The sequence below is a fragment of the Pseudomonas sp. GW822-FHT04C11 genome (assembly GCF_058800905.1).
In genome coordinates this window covers 16,000-39,489 of the sequence record NZ_JBXAMS010000011.1, presented here as the reverse complement: position 1 = coordinate 39,489, position 23,490 = coordinate 16,000, and the positions used below count along the sequence as shown (strand labels likewise).

General features: G+C 60.4%; 20 protein-coding genes. 11 read left to right on the top strand and 9 right to left on the bottom strand.

What is annotated here, in order from left to right:
• Positions 1–216 precede the first annotated feature (216 nt).
• The gene (locus AC1RJ3_RS18620) at positions 217–660 is read right to left on the bottom strand and encodes a hypothetical protein (protein ID WP_256585097.1); all 444 of its coding nucleotides are present in this window, start codon (positions 658–660) and stop codon (positions 217–219) included.
• A 284-nt stretch (positions 661–944) separates the two neighbouring features.
• Between AC1RJ3_RS18620 and AC1RJ3_RS18615 the strand changes: the two genes are divergently transcribed.
• Positions 945–1,331, top strand: coding sequence for a hypothetical protein (locus AC1RJ3_RS18615; protein WP_493079791.1), 387 nt, complete (start codon positions 945–947; stop codon positions 1,329–1,331).
• A gap of 9 nt (positions 1,332–1,340) precedes the next feature.
• Here AC1RJ3_RS18615 and AC1RJ3_RS18610 read toward each other — a convergent pair whose 3' ends face one another.
• Positions 1,341–1,565: a YgdI/YgdR family lipoprotein gene (locus AC1RJ3_RS18610; RefSeq protein WP_054597322.1), complete on the bottom strand. Its 225-nt coding sequence runs from the start codon at positions 1,563–1,565 to the stop codon at positions 1,341–1,343.
• A 280-nt stretch (positions 1,566–1,845) separates the two neighbouring features.
• Between AC1RJ3_RS18610 and AC1RJ3_RS18605 the strand changes: the two genes are divergently transcribed.
• The gene (locus AC1RJ3_RS18605; protein ID WP_493079789.1) at positions 1,846–3,498 is read left to right on the top strand and encodes a VRR-NUC domain-containing protein; all 1,653 of its coding nucleotides are present in this window, start codon (positions 1,846–1,848) and stop codon (positions 3,496–3,498) included.
• A complete protein-coding gene (locus tag AC1RJ3_RS18600; protein WP_347929982.1) occupies positions 3,495–5,759 on the top strand; it encodes an ATP-dependent DNA helicase in 2,265 nt (754 codons plus the stop codon). Before AC1RJ3_RS18605 ends, AC1RJ3_RS18600 begins: the two co-directional genes overlap by 4 nt.
• Positions 5,760–5,774: 15 nt before the next feature.
• Here the strand turns inward: AC1RJ3_RS18600 and AC1RJ3_RS18595 are convergent, their stop codons facing one another.
• The 5 genes from AC1RJ3_RS18595 to AC1RJ3_RS18575 all read right to left on the bottom strand — a co-directional run bounded on the left by AC1RJ3_RS18595 (position 5,775) and on the right by AC1RJ3_RS18575 (position 11,049).
• Positions 5,775–6,572 carry a DJ-1/PfpI family protein gene (locus AC1RJ3_RS18595; protein WP_493079786.1) on the bottom strand — a complete coding sequence of 266 codons (798 nt, stop codon included), beginning with the start codon at positions 6,570–6,572 and terminating at the stop codon, positions 5,775–5,777.
• Between the two features lie 108 nt (positions 6,573–6,680).
• Positions 6,681–7,178, bottom strand: coding sequence for a GNAT family N-acetyltransferase (locus tag AC1RJ3_RS18590; RefSeq protein WP_347926637.1), 498 nt, complete (start codon positions 7,176–7,178; stop codon positions 6,681–6,683).
• A 36-nt stretch (positions 7,179–7,214) separates the two neighbouring features.
• Positions 7,215–8,525, bottom strand: coding sequence for an NAD(P)/FAD-dependent oxidoreductase (locus AC1RJ3_RS18585; protein WP_493079784.1), 1,311 nt, complete (start codon positions 8,523–8,525; stop codon positions 7,215–7,217).
• Positions 8,522–9,610 (bottom strand): polyamine ABC transporter substrate-binding protein, encoded by a 1,089-nt coding sequence (locus AC1RJ3_RS18580; RefSeq protein WP_054597328.1) that lies wholly within the window; start codon positions 9,608–9,610, stop codon positions 8,522–8,524. The genes AC1RJ3_RS18585 and AC1RJ3_RS18580 overlap by 4 nt, the downstream gene beginning before the upstream one ends.
• A gap of 80 nt (positions 9,611–9,690) precedes the next feature.
• Complete coding sequence (locus tag AC1RJ3_RS18575; protein WP_103314576.1) at positions 9,691–11,049, bottom strand: glutamine synthetase family protein; 1,359 nt, start codon at positions 11,047–11,049, stop codon at positions 9,691–9,693.
• A 173-nt stretch (positions 11,050–11,222) separates the two neighbouring features.
• On the opposite strand from AC1RJ3_RS18575, the gene AC1RJ3_RS18570 reads away from it, so the two are divergent.
• On the top strand, positions 11,223–12,155 hold the full coding sequence (locus AC1RJ3_RS18570) for a helix-turn-helix domain-containing protein (RefSeq protein ID WP_103314577.1): 933 nt from the start codon (positions 11,223–11,225) through the stop codon (positions 12,153–12,155).
• Here the strand turns inward: AC1RJ3_RS18570 and AC1RJ3_RS18565 are convergent.
• Both AC1RJ3_RS18565 and AC1RJ3_RS18560 read right to left on the bottom strand, forming a co-directional pair.
• Positions 12,152–12,748, bottom strand: a complete 597-nt coding sequence (locus tag AC1RJ3_RS18565; protein WP_054597331.1) for a cupin domain-containing protein — start codon at positions 12,746–12,748, stop codon at positions 12,152–12,154. The two genes, AC1RJ3_RS18570 and AC1RJ3_RS18565, sit on opposite strands and share 4 nt — an antisense overlap.
• Before the next feature lie 88 nt (positions 12,749–12,836).
• Positions 12,837–14,798, bottom strand: a complete 1,962-nt coding sequence (locus AC1RJ3_RS18560) for an oxidoreductase (RefSeq protein WP_493079781.1) — start codon at positions 14,796–14,798, stop codon at positions 12,837–12,839.
• A 217-nt stretch (positions 14,799–15,015) separates the two neighbouring features.
• Here AC1RJ3_RS18560 and AC1RJ3_RS18555 point away from each other — a divergent pair, with 217 nt between their 5' ends.
• From AC1RJ3_RS18555 to AC1RJ3_RS18525, 7 genes are all read left to right on the top strand, one after another.
• Positions 15,016–16,065: an ABC transporter substrate-binding protein gene (locus AC1RJ3_RS18555; protein ID WP_493079779.1), complete on the top strand. Its 1,050-nt coding sequence runs from the start codon at positions 15,016–15,018 to the stop codon at positions 16,063–16,065.
• A gap of 141 nt (positions 16,066–16,206) precedes the next feature.
• Positions 16,207–16,854 (top strand): TetR family transcriptional regulator C-terminal domain-containing protein, encoded by a 648-nt coding sequence (locus AC1RJ3_RS18550; protein WP_103314581.1) that lies wholly within the window; start codon positions 16,207–16,209, stop codon positions 16,852–16,854.
• Positions 16,855–16,946: 92 nt separating this feature from the next.
• On the top strand, positions 16,947–17,663 hold the full coding sequence (locus AC1RJ3_RS18545) for a response regulator (RefSeq protein ID WP_347926651.1): 717 nt from the start codon (positions 16,947–16,949) through the stop codon (positions 17,661–17,663).
• Between the two features lie 5 nt (positions 17,664–17,668).
• Entirely contained in the window at positions 17,669–18,442 is a 774-nt protein-coding gene (locus tag AC1RJ3_RS18540) for a substrate-binding periplasmic protein (RefSeq protein WP_493079776.1), read from the top strand.
• Positions 18,439–20,700 (top strand): ATP-binding protein, encoded by a 2,262-nt coding sequence (locus tag AC1RJ3_RS18535; RefSeq protein ID WP_493079774.1) that lies wholly within the window; start codon positions 18,439–18,441, stop codon positions 20,698–20,700. Before AC1RJ3_RS18540 ends, AC1RJ3_RS18535 begins: the two co-directional genes overlap by 4 nt.
• Positions 20,701–20,909: 209 nt before the next feature.
• Positions 20,910–22,322 carry an amino acid permease gene (locus tag AC1RJ3_RS18530; protein WP_493079772.1) on the top strand — a complete coding sequence of 471 codons (1,413 nt, stop codon included), beginning with the start codon at positions 20,910–20,912 and terminating at the stop codon, positions 22,320–22,322.
• Positions 22,323–22,690: 368 nt separating this feature from the next.
• Positions 22,691–23,482: an enoyl-CoA hydratase/isomerase family protein gene (locus AC1RJ3_RS18525; RefSeq protein WP_493079770.1), complete on the top strand. Its 792-nt coding sequence runs from the start codon at positions 22,691–22,693 to the stop codon at positions 23,480–23,482.
• Positions 23,483–23,490 lie beyond the last annotated feature (8 nt).

Here is a 23,490-nt window from a genome sequence, read left to right as displayed (position 1 = left end):
CTCGGTTCGCGTCGCAATGCTATTCACTTAAGCCGATGTTTCAGGCACAACCGCAGTTGTGGCGAGGGAGCTTGCTCCCGCTGGACTGCGTAGCAGGCCCAAATCAGGGCCGCTTCGCACCCCAGCGGGAGCAAGCTCCCTCGCCACAGATATTTCTCAGGCCTCCAGACTTCCTTAAGTGAACAGCATTGCGGTTCGCGTCGGGCTTTTCAGCGTTTATTCATAGTGAATCACGATGCCCTTGAGCTTGCGTCTCTGCTCGGAATGGAGATCCCGGTCCAGCGGAAGCGCGACGCTGACGTAATCCGAAATGGGTAGGGTCATGTCGTAGATCACCACCACCGCATCGCCGCCGATTTTCGCCGCTTCTTCACGCAGTCTCTGCTCGAACTCGCTGACGGGCGGGGCCGGCTGCGTGCGTGTGTGCAGAATCACTTCACCCAACCGCGTGTACGGTCGTGTCGGCGCGGTACGCAGTATTTGCACCGAGTCCGGGGACGTCGCGGTTGTGTGCTGGGCCCCCGCGTATTCGGTGGTGTGCGCGTGGATACTGCTGCACGCACTGAGCCCGAAGACGGCAAGGGCCAGTGCGAGAACTTTGAAGCCGGGCAGGGGAAGCGCGAAGTCCTTATCGCTCAATGGGCGTTGTAGGGGCTGCACGCTGGTAATTCCTTCTGATTGGAAAAGGTGACCTGTCGCTACACGACAGGCTCAAATACCGGACAAAAGCATTTCCCCGGGATCAGGAAAGCGCCCGTCGACTCTGAAAAGCATAGCCACAATGTTCCGGTGAGCCAGGCGTAAATTAGAATTTTGCGGGTGTGCCCCGGTATTTTTTTTGCCATGGCATTAAACCACCGGGCAGGCCATGCGTTTCCAGAGGGCGCCACCTTCGAGCAACACAGACACCAGGCGCGGTGAACCGAAACAGGAGATTGAACACAGTGAGTAACAGCAAGAGGCAGGCAGTCGCAGCAGCGCTGATGATGTTATCGGCGGGCGCGATGGCTGAGGAGTTGCCTCATGGCTCGATTTTGAATCGATATGGCGTGACCGCCGATCAACTGCCAACACCCGCACAGGTTGAACAGACTGAGCCTGAACCCGAGAACAGCCGTTTCCAGATTCAGCCGGAACAACCCTGGGTGAAACTGAGCCTGGGTGACGGCAAGCAACCACCCGTGACCGGCAATATCAGCATCGACAACGCGAATGCCCGGGAATACGAGCGCTGCCAAACCATCAGGGGGCAATTGCTGCGACGCGGCGGGCAGGTCATTTCCTGCGATAACAGTATCCCGGGGCAAGACCCTGCATTGCAGATGCCCTGAGGCTTTCGATCATTTTCCGGTGCGGATGGTGGCGACATCGTCCGCCTTGACCTTGATCTTGGCGTCAGAAATGTCCTTGAACTCAATGAAACCGTCTGTGCCTTTGGTTTTCGGCGTGTCCTGGGTCAAATATTGCGTACCGTTCTGCAACGTCACCACCGTTGGCGACGCGCAACCGCCTAATGCCAGCAAGCCGACGATCGCCAAGGGCATGCTCAGAATACGGATATTCATCAATAAACCTCTCTTACAGAATTCTTTTGATCGTCTCGACGCACAGGTGCGTCATTTCGATACCGACCGTTGTTGGTGTCACTCACTCCAGGAAAGTTCGGTTTATGACGGAAAAAGTCGAAAACCGAATGATGACGATCAGTTAAGCCGTAACACGAGCCGGACATGGTGACCTTCATTACGCAAAACCGGCCGCCGATCTTTTTCCGTTTGCCAGCACCGGGCTCAGCTGATATCTGTACGCATAACCAGTATCTGCTCGCCATGGCGCTTTCTATTCGTGACAGTCAATCCGCTCGAAGATCCGTTCTATTACCTGAACAACTTCCAACAAGTGCTCGCCTGGCTTGAACAGCGCTATGCCGATGTGCTGAGCGCGGAGGAGCAGCAATTCATCGTTGATTTTGGCCAGTTGCCGCGCGCCTCTCAGGCACTGCTGGTCAGGATGGTCATGCGCAAGGGCGAGCATTTTCGCCTCGGCAAGTTGCATTACGCCGAAATAGGCGAGATCGCCAGCGCGGCAGAACCCTTGCTGACCCTTGGCTGGGTTTACGAACAGGCGCCACTGTCGATTGAGCAACTGTTCGAGGTGCTGCTTAAACCGGAAATCCTTCAGTGCTTCAGCACGGCCATCGTGCACCCCAAAGCGAAGAAGTCCGAGTGGCTGGCCGCACTGAGCGAGCAGTTCACCGAGGCGCAGCCCTTCAAGAACTGGTGCCCGACGCTGGATGACCGGTTATTGAGCCTGACCATCATGGACCTGTGCGATCGGCTGCGGCTGATGTTCTTCGGCAACCTGTATCAGGACTGGTCGGAGTTTGTCCTGGCGGATCTTGGGATCTTTACCTACGAGAAAGTCGAGTTTTGCGCCGAATCCCGAGGCTTGCGCAGTCGTGACGACGTCGAGGCGTTTCTCTATTTGCACGATTGCCAACTGCGTTTTGAAGCCGGGGAGCCGCTGGAACAAGTCGTCGAACAGATCCGTATATTGCAAACCGCCAACCCCTGGCTCGAACGGCGACGCGCCAAGCTACTGTTTCAGATCGGGCAACACTGCGAGCGCATTGCTGATTTCCCGGCAGCGCTGACGATCTACCGCGAATGTGCGTACCCCGGCGCCAGGTTGCGCTTGATCCGGGTGCTGGAACGTTGTGCCGAGTTTCAATTGGCCCTGGAGTTGGCGACCCACGCCGAACACGCGCCGGAGAGCGCCGCCGAGCAACAACAGCTGTCGCGGGTTCTGCCCCGGTTGCGGCGTAAACTCGGCGGCCCGCCAGCGCCTCGGGTCAAGACGCGCGAGGTTGAGCGCCTGGACTTGAGTCTGTCGCGAATCGACCCGGCACTGTCCGTTGAGTTCTACGTCCAGGCTCATCTCGATGAACCCACGGCGCCAGTGCATTACGTCGAAAACAGCCTGATCAACTCGTTGTTCGGGCTGCTCTGCTGGCCGGCGATTTTCGCACCGTTGCCTGGCGCATTTTTTCACCCATTCCAGCGTGGGCCGGTGGACCTGCTCAGCGAGGATTTTCATTCCCGGCGTGCCGATCTGTTCCAGGCGTGCCTGGCAGAGCTGGACGATGGGCGTTATGCCGAGACCATCCGCCAGCGCTTTCGCGCCAAGTCGGGGGTGCAGTCACCCTTCGTGTTTTGGGGCGTGCTGACCGAGGAGCTGCTTGAGCATGCGCTGGACTGTCTGCCGGCCGAACACCTCAAGCACTGGTTCAATCGCCTGTTGCTGGACATCAAGGCCAATCGTGCCGGGATGCCGGACCTGATCCAGTTCTGGCCGCAGCACAAGACCTACCGGATGATCGAAGTCAAAGGCCCGGGCGATCGCCTGCAAGACAACCAACTGCGCTGGCTGGAGTTCTGCCACCAGCACCAGATGCCTATCGCCGTCTGTTATGTGCAATGGGCGGAGCACGAGGCGTGAGCTATAGCGTTGCGGTGCGTGCGCTGTGTGAGTTCACCGCCAAGGTCGGTGATCTCGACCTGCGTTTCACCCCGTCGCCGACTGCCCTGGAAGGCATCGTCGGTCACCGTACCGTCGCTTCGCGGCGAAGTGAGACCTATCAAAACGAAGTGGCCCTCGAAGGCGAATATCGGCAGTTGACAGTCAGGGGCAGGGCGGACGGTTATGACCCCGACCAGAACCGCCTTGAGGAAATCAAAACCTACCGTGGCGAACTGGAGCGGATGCCGGTCAACCACCGCCAGTTGCATTGGGCCCAGGCGAAAATCTACGGCTGGCTGATGTGCCAGAAATTGCAGCTGGCCGAGATCAAGCTGGCGCTGGTGTATTTCGATATCGTCAGCGAAAAGGAAACCAGCCTGGTCGAAACCTGGAGCGCGCTTGAGCTGGAGCATTTCTTCACGCTGCAGTGCGGGCTGTTTCTGCAGTGGGCCGAGCAGGAAATGGCCCATCGCGAAGCGCGCAATCAGGCCGCGCAGGTACTGGGCTTTGCGTACCCGGACTTCCGCCCGGGGCAACGTCACCTCGCCGAATCGGTGTTCAAGGCAGTCAGCACCGGTCGCTGCCTGATGGCCCAGGCTCCGACAGGCATCGGCAAGACGGTCGGCACGCTGTTCCCGATGCTCAAGGCGTTCGCGCCGCAGCAACTGGACAAGGTGTTCTTCCTCACCGCCAAGACACCCGGACGCAAATTGGCGCTGGATGCGGCACAGGTGATCGTCGACCGCAGCGACGGTTTACCGTTGCGAGTGCTTGAGATGATTGCGCGCGACAAAGCCTGCGAGCACCTGGACAAAGCCTGTCACGGCGAATCCTGCCCGTTGGCGAAAGGCTTTTACGATCGCCTGCCGGCGGCCCGTGAGGCGGCGAGCCGAGTGACGCTGCTCAATCAGACGGCCCTGCGCGGGATCGCCCTGGAACATCAGGTATGTCCGTATTACCTGAGCCAGGAAATGGCCCGTTGGGCTGACGTGGTGGTTGCCGATTACAACTACTATTTCGACTTCAGCGCGTTGCTGTTCGGTTTGGCCCAGGCCAACCAGTGGAAGGTCGCGGTGCTGGTGGATGAGGCCCACAACCTGGTGGAGCGCGGTCGGCAGATGTACAGCGCCAGCCTCGATCAATTCGCCTTGAATACGCTGCGCAAAAGCGCCCCCGAGGTGCTGAAGAAGAGCTTGCAGCGGGTCAACCGTGAATGGAACGCGCTGCACAAAACACAGATAAGCCCTTATCAGGCTTACGCCAAGGCCCCGGAAAAACTGTTGCAAGCGCTGTCGCTCTGCACGACCGCCATTGGCGATTACCTCAACGATCACCCGCAAGGGCTGGATGCTGCGGTGCAGAGCTTCTATTTCGATGCGCTGCAATTCAGCCGGGTCGCCGAACTGTTCGATGAACATTTCCTGTTCGACATCAGCAAGCGCGACCTCGGCAACACGCGCAGCCTTTCGCAGCTGTGCCTGCGCAATGTGGTGCCAGCCGGTTTCATCCGCCCGCGCCTGACGGCGGCGCGCAGCACGGTGATGTTTTCCGCGACCTTGAGCCCGCAGCGTTATTACGCCGACCTGCTCGGGTTGCCGGCTACCACGGTGTGGATCGACGTTGAGTCGCCGTTCAACGCCGAGCAACTCAAGGTGCAGATTGTCAGCCGGATCTCCACCCGATTCGTGCACCGGCAGGCCTCGCTTGCGCCGATTGTCGAGTTGATGGCCCGACAGTTCATTGAGCGTCCCGGCAATTACCTGGCGTTTTTCAGCAGCTTTGATTATCTGCAACAGGTGGCGCAGCTGTTTGCCGAGACTTGGCCGCAGATCAACCTGTGGTCACAGTCACGCGGAATGGACGAAGCCCGGCGTCAGGCCTTTCTGGAGCAGTTCACACCCACCAGCCAGGGCATCGGTTTTGCGGTGTTGGGCGGGGCGTTCGGCGAAGGTATCGACTTGCCGGGCTCACGCTTGATCGGTGCGTTCATCGCGACGCTGGGGCTGGCGCAACTGAACCCGGTCAACGAGCAACTGAAGCAGCGCATGGCGGCGATCTTCGGTGCAGGTTATGACTACACCTACCTGTTTCCCGGTGTGCAAAAGGTGGTGCAAGCCGCCGGACGGGTGATTCGTACCCAGCAGGATCAAGGCGTGGTGATGCTGATCGATGACCGCTTTGGCGAAAGCAAGGTCCAGCAGTTGTTGCCGCGCTGGTGGTCGGTCAGCGGGCGCGCGTGAGACGCGCCGCCGCCGTCAATGCATGCCGACTGTCCGGTCGGTCCGGCGCGAGGTCTGAACACTGCGTGCCTGGTGCACCATGCTGACCAGCTCCGCGGCAAAACGGTGGCAGTCGCCCGGCCAACGTGAGGTCAACAGGTTGCCGTCATGCACGATAAACCCGCATTGCGGGTTTTCTGTCGAATCACGTTGCGAGAATCTTGGCCCCGGCAAGAAGTCATGGACGCTCGCCAATGCCGCGGTGACTTCGGCCTGCACCGTTTGCGAATAGGTGCGGTAGTAGCGGCCAAGCCATGGCGCGGTGATCCACCACGCTGGCAGCTCCATGGTGTTGGCCAGCAACGCGGTCACCTTGCGCCCGTGCAGTACCGAAAGAACGTTGTCGGCATCCAGCGTGCGGGCCAGCAGCAAGACACCGTGGCAGACCGCCGCAACCGGTTTCTGTGCATCAAAGAAGTGCCGGACAATCCGCCGGGCGTCTTCGGATTCGAGCAAACTGCGCATGCCCTTGGCGTGACCGCCCGGGATCACCAGCCCCTCGTACTGCTCGGGGTCTACTTCGGCGTAGGCCATGGGTGATTTGAAACCTTCGTCGGCGGTCATGGCCGCGTAACACTGAAGATCTTCCTTGCGGGTCATCAGTAGCGAGTTCAGTGGCCCGAAACCGATGTCCACCAGTCGCGCATCGGCGTAGGCCGGCAAGCCTTTTGGTGTCGCAAAGCACACCTCGATTCCGGCGTCATGCAACGCCTGCCAAGGCACGCTGCTTTCGGTGGGGTCGTAGTCAGCCTGAGGTAACAGGAAAAGCAACATGCTCAAAGCCTCGAGTCGTCAGCGCTGGGGATCGTCTATTGCTCTGAGTCTGGACGCAGGGACTGGACTTCGCCAGCCGTTACCTGCCGATTTGATGCAGTCAGCGGCTCAAGCCTCAGTGAACCGAAACTTGAACAGCGTGCACGGGTAGCCGTCGACGGGAAGCTGATGAAGAGTGAACTGACCCTGGGTCAGCTCGGGGATGATTTTTGACCAGAACGCCTGCGCCGGCTGATTGGCGTCGATATGAAAAATCTGCCACTGACCGGGAAGCTGCTGGAGCAGGGCAGACACCACAAACCTGCCGACGCCGCGCCCGCGATAGCGGCGGCTGACGAAGAGATAACCGATGTTGTACTGCACGTCGTCGAAACGAACTGCGTCGTCAACCGTCACGAACCCGGCGATATCTCCGTCAACCTTGATCAGGAACGCTTGCGTCGCAGGCTTTCGCCAGTAGTCGAGCATGGGCTGAAGGGGGAAGAATCCATGGGCGCCAATCGTCAGCGGCAGCCACTCGCTGAAGTCGTACAGATAGAACTGCATCAGGTTTTCGATGCAGTCCAGTTCATCCCGTTGTGCGCGGTGCAGCTCGATCGCGGCCATTGCCCGAAGCTCCAGACGATTCGATGGCGATGGTCATTAACCTAGCACCTCACGCAAACGATGCCACAACATGCCCAGTGCCAGGAGCGGTGTACGCAATGCACGGCCACCTGGAAAGGTCATGTGCGGCACTGCGCTGAAGACGTCCAGGCCGTGGCTGTGTCCGGCATGAATCGCTTCGGCCAGCAATCGCGCGGTCCAGTGTGTGACGTTGAGGCCATGACCGGAATAGCCTTGGGCATAAAACACGTTCGGGTACTGCGACAACCGCCCGACCTGGGGGAAACGATTGGCGGTGATGCCGATCCTGCCGCCCCATTGATAGTCGATGCGCACATCGGTCAGCTGCGGGAACACCTTGAGCATTTTCGGGCGCATGTAGGCGGCGATGTCCGCTGGATCGCGCCCGGAATAATGGCAGGCGCCGCCAAACAGCAAGCGCCGGTCTGCTGATAATCGGTAATAGTCGAGTCCGACTTTCTGGTCGCACAGCGCCAGGTTCTGCGGGATCAATTCGGCGGCAGCCTGCGCTGACAATGGCTCGGTCGCGATGATGTAACTGCCCGCCGGCAGCACCTTGCCGCTGAGCCGTGGTTCCAGATCCTCCAGGTGCGCGTTGCAGCCCAGCACCAGACTGCCGGCGCGCACCGTACCGCCTGCGCAGCGAACCTGCACGGTGCTGCCATGGATGATCTCCAGCGCCGGGCTTTGCTCGAAAACCCGCACCCCCAGCGACTCGGCGACCCGAGCCTCGCCGAGCACCAGGTTGAGCGGGTGCAGATGGCCGGAGCCCATGTCCACCAGTCCGCCTGCGTACACACCGGAGTTCACCACCTGGCGCATGTCCTCGGGCCTGACGAGCCGGGTTGCATGGGCATAACCCTGGGCGTCCAGGTTTTTTTGCTCCAACTGAAACGCGGCGAATTGCGCGGGTGTGTTGGCCAGTTCGCAAAAACCCCAGCGCAGGTCGCAGTCGATGCCATGCTCGCGGATGCGATTGCCCACCACCTCGACCGATTCGATGCCAGCGCGCTCCAGATAGCGCACGCCTTCCTGGCCGACATAACGGGCAAAACCCGAAACGTCGTGGCCAATGCCGCGGATCAACTGCCCGCCATTGCGGCCGCTGGCACCCCAGCCGATCCGCCGCCCCTCCAGCAGAATCACCGAGAGTCCGCGCTGGGCCAGCTCAATCGCGGTGTTGACGCCGGTAAAGCCGCCGCCAATCACGCAGACGTCGGCTTGCAGATCCGACGTCAGCGTCGGGTGTTGCACCATCGCATTGGCCGAGGCGTTGTAATAGGAGCGGGCGTGTTCCGCCGACAGGTTTATAGCGATCTGATTCATTTATTGGACTTCACTTTGCTCCAGGAACGGGTCATCACGCGCATGATTTCCGCTGTCGGTGTGGTCGAGATGTACAGCTTGTCCAGCACCGCCTGGGAGGGGTAAACCTCTGGATTGTTCACCAGTTCCACGTCCATGAACTGCTTGGCCGCAGGGTTGGGGTTGGCGTAACCGACGGTGGCGCTGACCTTGGCGATCACTTCCGGCTCGAGCAGGTAGTTGATGAATTCGTGGGCTTGTTTGGCGTTACCGGCGTCGGCGGGCACGGCCAGCAAGTCGAACCACAGGTTGCCGCCTTCCTTGGGAATCGCGTAGGCGATGTTCACGCCGTTCTTCGCTTCCTTGGCGCGGTTTGCCGCCTGGAACACGTCCCCCGAGTAGCCGAAGGCGATGCAGATATCGCCGTTGGCCAGGTCCGACACGTACTTGGAGGAGTGGAAGTAGGTGATGTATGGGCGGATGGTCAGCAGCTTGGCTTCGGCTTTCTTGTAGTCTTCGACATTCGAGCTGAGTGGGTCCATACCCATGTAGTTGAGCACCGCCGGGAATACTTCGTCGGGCGAATCCATCATCGACACGCCACACTGGCTGAGCTTTTTCAGGTTTTCCGGTTCGAACAACACGGCCCAGGAGTCGATGTGATCGACACCCAGCACTTTTTTGACCTTGTCGACGTTGTAGCCGATGCCGTTGGTGCCCCACAGGTACGGTACCGAATGCGCGTTACCCGGGTCGTTCTTCTCCAGCAGTGCCAGCAATTTAGGGTCGAGGTTTTTCCAGTTCGGCAGCTGCGAGCGGTCCAGTTTGAGGAACGCGCCGGCTTTGACCTGACGCGCAAGGAAATGGTTGGAAGGCACCACCACGTCATACCCGGTACGCCCGGCGAGCAGTTTGCCTTCCAGGGTTTCATTGGAGTCGAATACGTCGTAGATGACCTTGATACCAGTTTTCGCCTGGAAGTCGGCGAGGGTGGTCGTACCAATATAGTCGGTCCAGTTGTACACACTGACGCTCGGCTGCGCTTGCGCGCCGAGGCTGCAGAACAGCGCGAGCGCTGCAGGAACGACTGATTTCAATAGACGCATTTCGACACCCCTTTGAATGATTGTTTTCGATGTTTGATCGTTCCCACACAGAGCATGGGAACGATCATCAGCGCTGCGGGTTAAACACTCAGCAACAGGAACTCGCGCTCCCAGGAACTGATCACCCGTTTGAAGTTTTCGTGCTCGGCGCGCTTGACCGCGACGTAGCCGCGGACGAACTTGGCCCCCAGGTAACGCTCGATGGTCGGGCAGTCTTCCATGTGCGCCAGTGCATCCTCGATGGTGATCGGCAGGCGCAGGTTGCGTCGCTCATAGGCGCGGCCCTGCACCGGCGCGCTCGGTTCGATGCGCTCGATCATGCCGAGGTATCCGCATAACAGGCTGGCAGCGATGGCCAGGTACGGGTTGGCATCGGCGCCCGGTAAACGGTTTTCCACGCGCATGGCCTCGGGACCGGAAGTCGGTACACGCAACCCCACGGTGCGGTTTTCTTCACCCCACTCGACGTTCACCGGTGCCGAGGTGTCCGGCAGGAAGCGGCGGAACGAGTTGACGTTGGGTGCGAACATTGGCAGCAGTTTCGGAATGTACTTTTGCAGGCCGCCGATGTGGTGCAGGAACAGCTCGCTCATCTGCCCGTCGTCTGTGGCGAAGATCGGCTTGCCGGTGGCGATGTCGACCACGCTCTGGTGCAGGTGCATGGCGCTGCCCGGTTCGTCGCCGATCGGCTTGGCCATGAAGGTCGCGGTGACGTTATGCTTGAGCGCCGCTTCGCGCAGGGTGCGCTTGAACACAGTGATCTGGTCGGCCAGATCCAGCGCATCGCCGTGACGGAAGTTGATTTCCATCTGCGCCGGGCCGTCTTCGTGGATCAGCGTGTCGAGGTCCAGACCTTGCAGTTCGCACCAGTCGTAGACGTCTTCGAACAGCGGATCGAATTCGTTGGCCGCATCGATGGAAAACGATTGGCGACCGCTTTCGGCGCGGCCCGAGCGACCCAATGGCGCCTTGAGCGGCAGGTCCGGATCTTCGCAGCGCTGAGTCAGGTAAAACTCCATTTCCGGCGCCACGATCGGCTGCCAGCCCTTGTCGGCATAGAGCTTGAGGACTTTTTTCAAGACGTTGCGCGGCGACAGCTCGATCGGATTGCCGAGCTTGTCGAAAGTGTCGTGAATCACGATGGCGGTCGGCTCGATGGCCCACGGCACCACGTAAATCGCTGAAGAGTCCGGCCGACAAACCATGTCGATATCGGCAGGGTCGAGCAGGTCGTAGTAAATGTCGTCGTCGACAAAGTCCCCGGTTACCGTTTGCAACAGCACACTTTCCGGCAGGCGCATGCCTCGCTCATGCAGGAACTTGTTGGTGGGCGCTATCTTGCCGCGAGCGATACCGGTCAGGTCACTGACCACGCATTCGACTTCGGTAATCTTGTGTTCTTTCAGCCATGAAGACAGCTGATCGAAAGGGGCATTCATAAAGACCTCGTTGTTGGTTTTATCAGCGCCAGAGTCGGTCTCTGCATCTCGTACAAGTGGCGAGAGACTTTCCCTGTAGCGCGTTGACGACTATCTTGGTCGACGCGTTTCGTTCCATCTATCCACTTTAAGCAGAACCAAAACGCACCAAAAAAGTGCACACAGGTCATTCCATGACAGAGTCAAACCCCTTGCACGTGCAGGCTTTCAACACCGCTGATGTCGCCGAACAGATCCGCGCGACGCCTGGGTGGGTGCAGCACTATCAGCAGATGTCGCCCGGGCATTTCGCAGGCCTGGTGCGTTATCTGGACCTGCAAGGCGTGGAGATTTACGAGGAGTGCATGAACACCCGCGTCGAGCAGAATTTCAGCGCGCCGCCGGGTTCGCTGGCGTTCTGTTTCGATCGCAGTGACAACGCGCTGTATGTGCTGAACGGCGAAAGTCGCAACATCTGGATCACGCCAGAGAACTATCAGGAAGTGGCCGTGGTGTTCGGCCCGGAATTCGTTCAGCGCAATGGATTGAATGTAGAGCGGCTGGAAGGCCTGTTCATGGCGCCGCTCAACTCGCAGCAGAACGCATTGTTCAGCCGCTGGCTGAGCGGCACCCTGACCCGGCTGTCGCACACCATCGATCCGCCAAGCAAGGACGCGCTGACTCAACAGCTGCTGGACGACTGCCTGTTTATTCTCGACAACGCCTGCGTGTGCCTGGACCAGGGCGCGTTGCAGCGCCGGACAGGGGAGCGAGCGATCATGAAACGGATCGGTGAATGGGCGGCGGATACGCCGGAAGAGAACCTCAATTTGCTGGAGCTTTCCCAGGTCGCCGAAGTCTCGCTGCGCCAGCTGCAACACGCATTCAAGACCTACACCGGCATGGCGCCGACGCAATGGCTGCGCCTGCGCCGGCTCAACAGCGCCCGTCGCGAATTGCTCAGCCGCACCGCGACCGACACCACGGTGGCCGAAGTGGCGATGAACTGGTCGTTCTGGCACCTTGGGCGGTTTTCCAGCAGCTACCGGGCGCTGTTCAAGGAATTACCGAGTGACACCTTGAAGCGCGCTTGCGCCACTCAGCCGAATGCGCGCCTGCGCCGTTAAAATGTCGGCGGGGTAATCACCCATATCACCACTGCATCGACGTCGCCGGGGTTGCCATAACGGTGGGGTTCCTGGCTGGAAAAACTGAAGCTGTCGCCTTCGTTGAGCTGGAAATGACGTTCTGCGACCCACAACTCGAAAGTGCCCGACAGCAGATAACCAGCTTCTTCGCCTTCGTGGCTGTAGCTGTGCTGGCTGTAGGTGCCTGGCGGAAAGCGTGAGTGGAGCATTTCCAGCTGACGGTTGGGTTGCGGGGTCAGCAGTTGGTCGACGATGCCGTCTTCGTAATGCACGCTCATGCGGCTGTTCTTGCGCACCACGTAACCGTGGTCTTCGGGCGCGGTGTTGGCTTCGCTGGCGAAGAACCACTGGATGGTCACGCCCAGGCTTCGGGCGATGTTGAACAGCGCGGGAATCGAGGGGTAGGCGAGGTTGCGTTCGAGCTGGCTGATGTAGCCTGCCGTCAACTCACTCATGTGCGCCAGCTCCGCCAGGGTCATGCCCCGACGTTTGCGCAGGCCGCGAATCCGCGTGCCGAGAAAATGCGGTTCGGCGCTGCCGGTTGCGGGCTGTGTCGTGCTGTTGTTGCTCATGGTGAGTTCCGAACCGGGCTGATGAGCGCAATCGCTGTGGGAGCAAGCACGCTCCCACAGGTTATACGGACCCGGAGTATAAACAGCCTCAAAGCTCCCAGGCGACTTTCAAGCCTTCATAAATCGCTTCTTCGGCGGTGCGCGGGGCCAGACAGTCACCGATCCGCCGAAACTCCACCAGACCTTGCAGCTCGAGACCCAAGGTGTCCACCGGCTGATGGCCCTGACACAGCACCAGCGTATCGACGTTTTCGAACAGCATCGGTTCGCCGCTGGCGGTGTGTTGCAAGTAGACGGTGTTGTCGTCGCAACCGTAAAGCCGCGCATAAGGCGTGATCGGGATGCCCAGCTTATGCAGTTCGCCGGCCAGTTGATCGCGCACGTACAGCGGCAGGTTTTCCCCGCAATGAGTGCCGTTGACCGCCAGTTGCACCTGATGCCCGGCGCGCACCAGGCGTTCGGCAATGCCGGGGCCGATCCAGTCACACCGCCAGTCGACCACCACCACTGAACGGCCAATCTGCACCTCATCGCGCAGCACCTGCCAGGCGTCCACCACCTGCAACTCACCGCCACGTTCGAACGCCGGCCAGTAGGGCTCGGCGCCGGTGGCGACGATCACCATGTCCGGCCGTTCGCGCGCAACCAACGCCCGGTCGACTCGGGTATTGCGCACCACGCGCACGCCGGCCAGTTCCATCTCGCGCTGGAGGTTGGTGCTGGCACCGCCGAACTCGCTGCGCCGTGGCAACAGTTGCGCCAACAGCACTTGCCCACCGAGTTGCGAACTGGCCTCGTAGAGCGTCACCTCATGCCCGCGTTGTGCAGCCACGGCAGCGGCTTTCATTCCGGCCGGACCACCGCCGGCAATCATGATGCGTTTGCGCTGGGTGGTCGGTTGCCGGTGGCCGAACAGCAACTCGCGACCGGTTTCCGGGTGCTGGATACAGGAAATCGGCAGACCTTTGTGGAAGTGCCCGATACATGCCTGATTGCAGGCGATGCAGGCCCGCACATCTTCGGCGCGCCCGGCGTCGGTCTTGTTGGGCATTTGTGGGTCGCAAATCAGCGCACGGGTCATGCCGCACACATCGGCCTGGCCACGCGCCAGAATCAGTTCGGCTTCCTGTGGCTGGTTAATGCGCCCGGTGACAAACAACGGAATGCTCAGGCTGGCCTTGAAGGTTCCGGCGTCCTTGGCCAGGTAGGCGGCTTCGATCGCCATCGGCGGCACGATATGCACCGCGCCACCCAACGACGCCGAGGTGCCGGCGACGATGTGCACGTAATCCAGCTGCGCTTGCAGCGATTGGACGGCTTGCAGCGACTCGTCTTCGGTGAGCCCTTCAGGGTCGCGCTCATCGGCGGAAATGCGCAAGCCGATGATGAACTGCTCGTCGGTGTTGGCGCGTACGGCGGCGATCACTTCGCGCAAAAAGCGCAGGCGCTGTTGCAGGTCACCGTTGTAGTCGTCGGTGCGGCGGTTGACCCGTGGGTTGATGAATTGCGCCGGCAGGTAACCATGGCTGGCGACCACTTCGACGCCGTCGAGTCCGGCCTGATACAGGCGCCTGGCAGCGGCACCATAACCGGCGACGATCTCGTCGATCATCGCCTGATCGAGCGCGCGCGGCATCACCCGAAAACGCTCGTTGGGTACTGCCGAAGGCGAATAGGCAACCGCCAGCAGGCCATCGCTGGACTCCATGATCTCGCGTCCCGGATGGAAGATCTGCGAGAGCACCACGGTGCCGTGGGCGTGGCAGCTTTGCGCAAGTTTCCGGTAGCCCTCGATACAGGCGTCGTCGGTCGCCATCAGCACATGCGAGGTGTAGCGCGCACTGTCATGCACACCGGCCACTTGCAACACGATCAACCCGACACCGCCTTCGGCGCGCGCCTTGTGATAGGCGATCAGTTGTTCATTGACCAGGTTGTCGGTGGGCATCGAGGTGTCATGTCCGCTGGACATGATGCGGTTTTTCAGGCGTTTGCCACGAATCTGCAAGGGTTCGAACAGATGCGCAAAGGCTGGGGTCGAGGTCGGCATGGTACGGGTACTCCAGGCGGGCTGAAGCCGAAAGGCCGGGTTTTCGGCGTTGTTATTATTGCCCTATAGAAATTTACCGCCAGTAAAAAATCAACTTGTTTTTTTACTGATGCTTGCAGTAGCTTGTTTTGGCGCCCACTCCTGGGGCGAACCTCACCACAATAAAAAATGGGTCACGCCGGCATTGCCTGAGTGACACCTGCACGAGGAACCACTGATGAAATCGAACACGCTCAAGCACGGTTTTTATCCCTTGTTGTTGACCCTGGCCATTGGCCTTGGCAACGCTCAGGCAGCACCGGAGATGGTGGTGGTAGGTTACGGCGGAGCCGGACAAAAAGCCCAGGATGTGGCGTTCTTCCAACCCTTCAGCACGGCGGATCGGAGCACGCTGATCCAGAGCGAATACAACGGCGAAATGGCCCGGATCAAAGTGATGGTCGACACCGGCAACGTCGATTGGGACGTGGTGCAGATCGAAGGCCCGGACCTGATGCGCGGCTGCGACGAAGGCATGTACGAGCGACTGGACTGGAAAGCTCTGGGACACGCCGAGCAGTTGATCCCCGAGGCCGCGCAGGAATGCGGTTCCGCCGCGCTGGTCTGGAGCGTGGCGATTGCCTACGACACCCAGAAGCTGGCGCAGGCCCCGACCTCATGGGCCGACTTCTGGGATGTGCAGAAATTCCCCGGCAAACGCGGGCTGCGCAAACGTGCGGTGTACAACCTGGAGTTCGCCTTGCTGGCGGACGGGGTGAAAGTCGAGGACGTGTACAAGGTGCTGAGCACCCCGCAAGGCGTCGACCGGGCGTTCGCCAAGCTCACTGAACTCAAGCCGCATATCCAGTGGTGGGAAGCCGGTGCACAACCGGCGCAATGGTTGACCGCCGGCGATGTGGTGATGACCTCGACCTACAGCGGGCGGGTGGCCGCTGCTGCGCAAAGCGGCAGTCACCTCGGGCTGGTCTGGCCGGGCAGCCTGTACGGCATGGACTACTGGGCGATCATCAAGGGTTCCAGACACGTCGATCAGGCCAAGCGTTTTATCGCCTTCGCCAATCAGCCGGATGCCCAGGTCAAGTATGTCGAGCAGATTCCCTACGGCCCGACCAATACCCAGGCCGCAGCGCGACTGGACAGCAAACTGGCGCAATGGGTGCCGACTGCGCCGCAAAACCTCAAGGGTGCACTGTCGATGAACGTGGCGTTCTGGGTCGATCACGGCGAGGAGCTTGAAGAGCGCTTCAACGCCTGGGCCAGCAAGTAATTGCAACGGGGCGACTGACCGAGCCGTGCGGGAAAACCCGGGATCTGACGCTGGAGACTTTTGTCGCTCTTGCTGTACAGTCGTTTAGCTCGCGGTCTTCCCGACCGTGGCCCCAACGATTGATCCAGGAGAGTGTCGCGCATGAGTCAGGAAGCCCGTTTTTCCCGCATGGAGCCGGAGTTGCGCAAGGCCAATCTGATCGAGGCGACGCTGGTGTGCCTCAAGCGGCATGGTTTCCAGGGCGCATCGATCCGCAAGATTTCCGCCGAGGCCGGGGTTTCGGTCGGGCTGATCAGCCATCACTATTCGGGCAAGGACGAACTGGTGGCCGAAGCCTACATGTCGATCACCGGACGAGTCATGAGCCTGCTGCGCGAGGCCATGGAACAGGCTGCACCGAATGCCCGCGAGCGTTTGTCGGCGTTCTTCCGCGGCTCGTTTTCCGCCGAGATATTGGACCCGCAACTGCTGGACGCCTGGCTGGCGTTCTGGGGCGCGGTCAAGACCGCAGAGGCAATCAACCAGGCGCACGATCAATCCTATGGCGAGTACCGCGGCGTACTGCGCAAGGTGCTGATGGAGTTGGCGCAGGAGGAGGGCTGGGAACACTTCGACGCCGATCTTGCGGCCATCAGCCTCAGTGCCTTGCTCGACGGCTTGTGGCTGGAGTCGGGACTCAACCCGGGGACCTTTACCCCGGAGCAGGGCATGCAGATTTGCGAAGCCTGGGTCGACGGTTTACAGGCCGGTGGGCGCCAGCGTTTTTGCTTGCAGACGACTGACTGTTGATCGCCCGTTCAGCAATGGATACTCTCTGGCGCCGGTGCAGGAAAAAACTCTAATAAGAAACACGCCTTCGGGCATACGCAGGATTCCAAGCGATGGCTCCTCGGGTACTGATCGTCGATGACGATCCGCTGATTCGCGAACTGCTGCACGCCTACCTGTCCCAGGAAGGTTATGAGGTGCATTGCGCCGCCACGGCGGAACTCGCCGAAACCTTTCTGGCGAGCCAGACGGTCGATCTGGTGATGCTCGATATTCGCTTGCCGGGCAAGGACGGCCTGACCCTGACCCGGGAGCTGCGGGTCCGTTCGGAAGTCGGGATCATTCTGATCACCGGCCGTAACGATGAAATCGACCGTATCGTCGGCCTTGAATGCGGCGCCGATGACTATGTGATCAAACCCCTTAATCCACGCGAACTGGTGTCCCGGGCAAAAAACCTGGTGCGCCGGGTTCGTCATGCCCAGACGCCGCAACCGGTTGCAGCGATTCCTCGGCCGGTCAAGCAGTTCGCCGCCTGGGCGCTGGACACTGACCGCCGACGGCTGATCGACCGCTCTGGCAGCGAAACCCTGCTGACCCATGGCGAGTACCAGTTGCTCAGCGTATTCCTGCGCAACAGCGGCCACACCTTGAGCCGTGACCAATTGATGGACCAGATCCGCAACCGCGAGTGGGTGCCCAACGATCGTTCCATCGATGTGCTGGTCGGGCGCTTGCGGCGCAAGTTGAACGACGATCCGGCCGAGCCGCAATTGATCATCACCATCCACGGCGCCGGTTACCTGTTCACCGCCAGCGTCGCGGCCTGAGCCATATGTTGCGGCTGTTTTGGCTGATGTTGGCAATGGTGGCCAACAGCGCGATAGCGGCGGGAAAGGTTCGCTACTGCGATTATCCGGTGTACCCGCCAATCTCCTGGAGCGACGGCAAACAGGTCCGCGGCCTGGCCCCCAGCGTGGTGAAAAACCTTTTCGGGCAACTGGGCTACGAGGTCGAGATCGTCGTGCTGGGCAACTGGAAACGCTGCCTGCTGGACGCTGCCGAGGGCCGGGTCGACGTGGTGCTGGCCTACAGCACTGTGCAACGCGAGCAGAGCATGGTTTTTTCGACGGTGCCGGTGTTGCGCGAAGAGGTCGCGCTGTTCACCAATCGTCAGCATCCGGTGAAGTTCGAACGCCTGGAGGACTTGGCCAATTACCGTGGAGGGCTGTTGTTCGGTGAAAGCTACGGCGTGGATTTCGATCGCTTGGTCGCCGAACACCAGAACATCGAATGGGTGTCCGACACTAGCCAGAACTTCGGCAAACTGATTCGCGGGCGCATCGACTTCATCACATCGGAACGGCGCACCGGGCAGTTGTACGTCGAAAACCTGCCAGGGGCGCAAGACATCGTGGCCTTGCCTAACGCCTTGAGCGTGGATTATCTGCGGGTCGCGGTATCGCGCCGTTCTCCGCTGGCCAGCCGCATGCCGGACATCGATGCGCAGTTGAAGCGGATGGTCGATGCCGGGGACATCGACCGTTGGCTGAACGAAAGTGAAGTCACCTACCGCGACATGATCAACCTGCCGGCAGATGCGCAATGATCCGCGCACGGCCCGGCGGACTGTTGCGGCGCCTGCTGCTGTTCATTCTGTTGTTCAGCCTGTGTTTCACCGTACTGGCGAGCACCGTGCAACTGTATTTCGAGTACCGCCGCGAGATGCGTGACATCGACTCGCGCATGGAACTGATTCGCGCCGGTTACCTGGCCAGCCTGGAGCGCAGCCTCTGGGACCTGAACCAGGAACAGTTGAATGTGCAACTGCGCGGCCTGGTGGATTTTTCCGACGTGGCTCGGGTTCGTCTGACCAGCCCGGACTTCGATCTGCTGCAAGGCAACCAGGCCCCGATCGGACCGTTGCGTGTCGAGCGCTTTGAACTGGACTATCAACCGCCGGCAGGTCCCGTGCGGCATCTGGGGCAATTGGAAGTCAGCACCGATCTGGGCGCGGTGCATCAGCGGCTGTTCGCCACCGGTTTGACCAGTCTGTTGTGGATGAGCGTATTTCTCTGCGGGTTGGCGGTGGCGCTGTCGGGGTTGTTTTACCGGTTGGTCACGCGGCACCTGCAAGTCATGGCCGGGTTTGCCCGGCGCATCGCGGCGGGTGAGTGGCATGAGCCTTTGCATCTGGACAAGAGCCGCGGCGTCAACGAAGACGAAATCGACACGGTGGCCCATGCGCTGGACGATATGCGCCGGGCGATCCTCAGTGACATTGATCGGCGCGAAACCGATCGCCTGGCGTTGCAGGATAACCGCGATGAACTGCTGAGAATGGTCGAGCGCCGCACGGCCAGCCTGATGCGCGCCAAGGACGAAGCCGAAGCGGCCAACCTCGCCAAGTCGCGGTTTCTGGCGACCATGAGCCACGAACTGCGCACACCGCTCAATGGCATCCTCGGCATGGCCGAGTTGCTGCGTGGCGCCAGTCTTGACGAGCGCGACGGTAAACGTCTGGATGCGCTGTACAAGGCCGGCGAAGGGTTGCTGACGATTCTCAACGAAGTGCTGTATTTCGCCCGGCTGGAAGAGGGTGAAACCCACCCGGAACCGGTCGATTTCTCGGTCCGGCACTTGCTCGACGAGGTGCTGACGCTGCTGGAACCGCGTGCGCTGAGCAACGACACGACACTGCATTGCCGGATCGATCCGCAGGTCGCCGACCGGCAGCACGGTGCCGAGCAGTTCTTGCGTCAGGTGTTGAGCAACCTGCTGGCCAACGCGATCAAGTTCACCGAAGGCGGGCGGGTCAGCGTCGAAGTCACGTTGCTGGCGCAAGATTCGGGGCAAACCGGCCAACGGCTGCGGCTGAGCGTGACCGACAACGGCATCGGCATTGCTCCGGCGATGCAGGCAAAGATTTTCGAACGTTTCACTCAGGCCAGCGAAGATGTTGCGCAAAGGTTTGGCGGTACCGGCCTGGGCCTGTCCATCAGCAAACACCTGGTGGAGCAACTCGGTGGACAGATCGGTGTTCAGAGCGAGAGGGGGCAGGGTAGCTGTTTCTGGTTCGAGCTGACGTTGCAACCGGCCACCGGCATGATCGATGTAGTGTCGAGCAGCGCAGCGGGTCACGTGCTGAACGTTCTGGTGGTCGAGGACGTGGCGCTGAACCGTGACGTGGTCAGCGGCTTGCTGCAACGCGACGGGCATCAGGTCTGGCTCGCCGAAGAGGCCGAACAGGCGCTGGCGCAATGCGCGAGCCAGACCTTCGATTTGATCCTGCTCGATGTGCACCTGCCGGGTATCAGCGGCGTCGAGCTGTGCAAACTGATCCGCAGCAGCGCCGGGCCGAACCGCCACAGCCGGATTTTCGCCCTGACGGCCAGCGTGCAACCGGCGTTGGTGCGCGGTTATCTGGATGCCGGCATGGACGGCATTCTCGCCAAACCCTTGAAGCTCGAAAACCTGCGGCAGGCGCTGGCCGGGCAGTCGCCAATTCCCGAGCCGCAACCCAATAACGAGGCGATGGATTGGCCACTGTTACAGACTCACCGGACCTTGCTCGGTGAGCAGAAGGTTCAGGGATTGCTCGCGGTGTTGCGCAATTCGATCACTCAGCATCAAGAGGCGTTAACGGAGGCCATCGAGGCCGACGATTGCACCGAAGTCGCCCACCTGGCGCATCGCTTGGCTGGCAGTAGCGACTCATTGGGCTTTCGCGCACTGGCCAATGTGCTGCGTTTGTTGGAAGAGGCGGCGCTGGTCAACGATGAGTCAGCGTTGCGGGCGTTGGCGCCGCAGGTGCATGAGCAATTGCAGCATTCGCAACAGACGCTGGCCGAGCTGTTGAACGCCTGACATACAAGATCGTTACGACTTTTTACATCTTTGATCTTTACGTTCAACGCGAACTTACACGGGTTTCCAATAATCGACACAACCGCCGTCAGCGCGGTCTTCGAAGCTTATTGGAGATAATAATAATGAACTGCCGTAAAGCTGATCCTTCCCAGCGTCATGACGTCCTGTCATCCGCCGCGCACCTCGCCGACTACTGAGGTGCCGACATGAGCGAAATTATCGAACGCAAAGGCATCCAACTGACCCGTGCCCTGAAAAGCCGGCACATATTCATGCTCTCGCTGGGCGGCGTGATCGGCACCGGGCTGTTCATGGGCTCTGGCGTGACTATTAATCAGGGCGGTCCGGTGGGGGCGATTCTGGCCTACCTGGTCGCCGGCTTCCTGATGTACCTGGTGATGGTCTGCCTCGGTGAATTGTCGGTACAGATGCCGGTGTCCGGTTCGTTCCAGACCCATGCCACCAAGTTCATCGGCCCAGCCACCGGGTTCATGATCGGCTGGGTGTACTGGATGAGCTGGGCGTCCACCGTCGGCCTGGAATTCACCGCGGCCGGGATGTTGATGGTGCGTTGGTTCCCGACAGTGCCGATCTGGTACTGGTCGGCGCTGTTCGTGGTCGTCTTGTTCGGGCTGAATGCATTGGCCACCCGTGCTTTCGGTGAAGCGGAATACTGGTTCTCCGGAATCAAGGTTGCGGCGATTCTCGGTTTCATCGTGGTCGGCGTCCTGGTGATCTTCGGCGCGATCCCGCTGACCAGTGGCGCACCGGCGCCGATGATGAGCAACCTGATCGGCGACTCGTTGTTCCCCAACGGCTTGCCTGCAGTGTTCGCGGTGATGATGACTGTGGTCTACGCGTTCCAGGGGTGCGAAATCATGGGCGTGGCTGCCGGCGAAACCGATCAACCGGAAAAAAGCATCCCGCGTGCTGTGCGCAACGTGGTGTTCCGCGTGCTGATTTTCTACGTGCTGGCGATCGTAGTGCTGTCGGCCATCGTGCCATGGCAGCAGGCTGGGTTGATGGAGAGCCCGTTCGTACAGGTGTTCGACATGGTCGGCATTCCTTACGCTGCCGACTTGATGAACTTCGTGATCCTCACCGCGATTCTGTCGGTCGGTAACTCCGGCCTGTACGCCTCGACCCGGATTCTGTGGGCGATGTCGAAGACCGGCATGGCACCGAAAAGCCTGTCGCCGTTGAGCAAGCGCGGCGTGCCATTGCGGGCGCTGAGTATCACCTTGTGCTTCGCGCTGGTGTCGCTGATGACCAGCTTCATCGCTGCCGACACGCTGTTCATGGTGCTGATGGCGGTGAGTGGGATGTCCGGCACCGTGACCTGGATCGTCATTGCACTGGCGCAGTACAAGTTCCGCCGCGCCTATATCCGCGATGGCGGCAAGCTCAGCGACCTGAAATACCGTGCGCCGTGGTTCCCGCTGCTGCCAATCCTGTGCATTGCCTTGTGCTGCTCGCTGTTCGTATTCCTGGCCATGGATGAAACCCAGCGTCCTTCGTTGTATTGGGGCTTTGGGTTCATGGCGCTGTGCTACGGCGCGTATTTCCTGATTCAGCGCAAACGCCAGGCGGTGTTGGCACCGAGCTTGCCGACTGTGTAACGGCACGCGATCAACAAAAAACGCGACAGTCGCCTGTCGCGTTTTTTTATGTCCGCAGTGCCGAAGCACGGACCTGCGCACGCTATGGGTTTGTGCACGCCACGGCTTTTGTAGCAGCTGGCGCGGCCTGCGACCGTTGCTACGGGATTGTAGGCGGCATGGGGTCTGTAGCCAGTTGTTCAAAGTTGTAACAGCTCAGCTGTCGCACGGTCATGCATCAGAAAATAACTCAATAAAAACAATAATTTAAAGGATTTTTAAGGCTGTTACAGCCAATTTTCTCGCAGATTGCCGTCTTGCTGAACACTCGTTTAGTATGGCCTCAAGTCGCATCACCTCATGCCAAACACAATAATTCGAGGACTCGCATGACTATTCAATCTTCTCTGCTCAGTCAGGTCGAAGCGGGCGTTGCCTGGATCACCCTCAATCGCACCGCACAGCGCAATGCGCTGGACATTCCAACCCTGAAAAATCTTCATGCCTTGCTCGATGGCTTCAATGCCGACCCGGCCGTTCGGGTCGTTGTATTGACCGGCAGCGGCCGCAGTTTCTGCGCCGGCGCCGACCTCGCCGAATGGGCTGAAGCCGAAGCGCGTGGCGCGCTGGAAAGCTACGGCTGGACCGAAACCGCCCACGCGCTGATGAGCCGGTTGTACAGCCTGGACAAGCCGACCATCGCAGCGATCAACGGCACCGCCGTCGGCGCCGGGATGGACCTGACGCTGTGCTGTGACCTGCGCATCGCCGGGCAATCGGCGCGGTTCAAGGCCGGCTACACCAGCATGGCGTATTCGCCGGACGCCGGTGCCAGCTGGCATCTGCCACGCCTGATCGGCACCGAACAGGCCAAACGCCTGCTGTTCCTCGACGAATTGTGGGGCGCCGATCGCGCCTTGGCAGCGGGGCTGGTCAGCGAAGTTTGCGCCGACGAACAACTGCTCGGCGCCGCCAGTGAATTGGCCACGCGCCTGGCCAACGGCCCGACCTTTGCGTTTGCCCAGACCAAGAAGCTCATGCGCGAAGGCGCCCAGCGCAGCCTGCCGGAGCAACTGCACGCCGAACTGGCGGCGGGTTTGCTCTGCGGTCGCAGCGAAGACGGTGCCGAAGCCCTGCGCGCGGCCATGGAAAAGCGTCCGCCACAGTTTGTCGGCAAGTAGGCCCGCGC